The following is a 2,598-nucleotide window of genomic DNA, read 5'->3' on the forward strand; positions in this document are numbered from 1 at the left end:
CGCACGCGGCTGCATGAACTGCTGGTGCGGATAGCCATGGATGAGGTGTTCCGCCGGAGCGCTCGTTATCGAATGGCCGGACCCGAGCTGAACGACGTCGCCCACCAGGCAGCCGCCGACGCACTGATGAGGATCACGCACAAAATCCAGGAATTTCGACGATGCCAGGTTCACTACATAGGCATTCCGATTTGTCATAATTGAAGTGTCCAGTAAGCTGGGATTTTTGGCGCGTTTCAAACGCCCGATTCGACTTGGACGAAGGGCGCAAGTTCCCGACCGTTCTGGCACTGACCCCGCCAGTCACTGGCAGGCGCGAGAGCTGGTCGGGGCCGTACGCGACGCAGCCGAGACGGCACTGAGCGCCCACCAGCGGCAGGTCTTAACCGCCGTCATCAACGGGGCCCCTGGAGACGCCCGCCAGCGAGCTGGAGACGAACCGGAACACGCTCTGCAAAACCATGTTTGATGCCCGCAAGAAACTGCGAGCCCAGCTGATAGCCAGCGCACACCTCAGTAGCGCAGACTGATGCGGCGACGACCACGTCGGACCGCACAAAGCTAACCGGGCGCCCACATCGCGACCACACACATCCTAGGCCCCGGCAGCCGCCCCCAGGACCGACAAGAGAGGCTCCTCCGCAAGGAGTTCACCTTCCCGGGGCGGCCTAGGTAAGAAGTCGCCCCCCCAAGGCGCTCACCTCCGAAGGGGCCCGCAAGGGCCGCACTGGACGAAAAAGGACGGCGAGCATGACGTTCATCTCGCGTGGGTTCCACGGCCGAAGGCCGCCGGCGGGCACAAAGCTGCCGCCCGGGCAGTACGAGACGACCGGCTTCCCGGTGCTGTCCGCCGGGCCCACTCCACGCATCCGGCAAGACGACTGGAAGCTGTCCGTAACCACGGAAGCCGGGAAGCAGCATGTGTGGGACTGGGCAGGCCTGATGGCACTCCCGACGGAGTCCCCGACCGTCGACCTGCACTGTGTAACGAAGTGGTCGAAGTTCGGCACCGAGTGGCAAGGCGTGTCCCTGGACGTTCTGCTCGCGGACGTGGAGACGGCCGCAAAACACGTCCTCGTCACCTCGTACGGGGGTTACACCACGAACATCCCCCTCGCCGACCTGGTCGACGGCAAAGCGTGGATTGTCTACGGCTACGGGGGCAGCGACCTGGCGCCGGAACACGGTGGCCCCGCTCGCCTGCTGGTCCCGCACCTGTACCTGTGGAAGTCCGCGAAGTGGGTCCACAAGATCGAGCTGCGGGAGAGCGACCTGCCCGGCTTCTGGGAGACCGCCGGTTACCACAACTACGGAGACCCATGGAAAGAACAGCGGTACCAGGGAGACTAGGCGACCGGCTCCGGTGGCGGACCGCCGAGGTCACGGGTCGGCGCGTGGAGTCGGCGACGGCCGTCACCCTGACACTGGACCTGCCGGACTGGCCCGGGCACCTGGCCGGCCAGCACGTGGACGTCAGGCTGACCGCAGAAGACGGCTACAGCACCCAGCGCAGCTACTCGATCGCCTCGGCCCCCAACGGCCGGAGCCTCGACCTGACGGTCCAGTGCACGCCCGGCGGGGAAGTATCACCGTACCTCGTGGACGAGCTAGTGGTCGGGGACCAGTTGGAGCTGCGCGGGCCTGTGGGCGGCTGGTTCGTCTGGAGGCAACAGCAAACGGAGCCGGTTCTGCTGGTGGCGGGCGGATCGGGACTCGTGCCTCTGATGTGCATGGTCCGCGCGCGAGAGGCGGCCGGCAGCCGTGCCCCGTTCCGGTTGCTGTACGCAGCGCGGAGCCCATCGGACCTGCTGTACCGCTCGGAGCTCCGCCAGGGTGCGCCAGGTCTGGATACGACGTACCTCTACAGCAGAGAGGCCCCTGCAGACTCACCGCGCCCGCCGGGGCGCATCACCCCCCAGGATTTGGTCAGTGGCGGCTGGCCCCCCGACTTCGAACCAACCTGCTATGTCTGCGGGCCCACGGCGTTCGTTGAGAAGACCGCTGCCTACCTGGTGCTCCTGGGACATGCACCTGCGCGAGTACGTACCGAGCGCTTCGGCGACAGTGGAGGTTAAGATGGCGCCCGTAGAGGCCAGACGCCCAGATGTGGACGATATCCAGGCCGGGTATGTCGACGGAAACGCGCTTGCAGGGCCCCTGTCGGAAGTCTTCGCAGTTGATGTGACCGCCGCGACGAGCCGATGCGCCAACTGCGGCTGCACAGGCCCGCTTGCTCGCCTCCACGTGTACAGGCACGCACCGGGCCTTGTCGCACGCTGCCAGCAGTGCGGGAGCGTCATGCTGCGTACGACGCGCACGAGGGACGCGGTATGGCTCGACATGGGCGGCGTGGCCTCGCTGGCAATTCCAGTGAGAGAGACCTGAGTTCCGGGCAGCCCCGCGCTAGCTGTATTGCGCCGCGGGGCTGTTGCCGCAGCTGATGGATGGCTGGCCTCCGAGTGCTGTGTGGAGTGATGGTAGTTGTAGCGGTAGAGGAAGCCACCCATGCTGTGAAGCGTTTGTCGTTGCTGCCGTATGGCCGGGTGTAGGCGCATTCGTCGAGCAGGGTGTGGTTGAAGCGTTAGACATTGCTGATGC

3 protein-coding genes and 1 pseudogene are annotated in these 2,598 nt (G+C 65.7%); all 4 read left to right on the forward strand.

The window, feature by feature from the left end; translation table 11 throughout:
* Positions 1–204, forward strand: a pseudogene (locus VXC91_RS44450) (hypothetical protein); the annotation flags it as partial.
* 546 nt (positions 205–750) lie between these two features.
* The gene (locus VXC91_RS44455) at positions 751–1,350 is read left to right on the forward strand and encodes a molybdopterin-dependent oxidoreductase (RefSeq protein ID WP_329513024.1); all 600 of its coding nucleotides are present in this window, start codon (positions 751–753) and stop codon (positions 1,348–1,350) included.
* Positions 1,320–2,075: a ferredoxin reductase gene (locus tag VXC91_RS44460; RefSeq protein WP_329513025.1), complete on the forward strand. Its 756-nt coding sequence runs from the start codon at positions 1,320–1,322 to the stop codon at positions 2,073–2,075. The genes VXC91_RS44455 and VXC91_RS44460 overlap by 31 nt, the downstream gene beginning before the upstream one ends.
* A 1-nt stretch (position 2,076) precedes the next feature.
* Entirely contained in the window at positions 2,077–2,385 is a 309-nt protein-coding gene (locus VXC91_RS44465; RefSeq protein WP_329513026.1) for a DUF6510 family protein, read from the forward strand.
* Positions 2,386–2,598: the final 213 nt, after the last annotated feature.

Origin of the sequence: Streptomyces chiangmaiensis, from assembly GCF_036281785.1 — a bacterium.
GTDB classification, from domain to species: Bacteria; Actinomycetota; Actinomycetes; order Streptomycetales; family Streptomycetaceae; genus Streptomyces; species Streptomyces chiangmaiensis.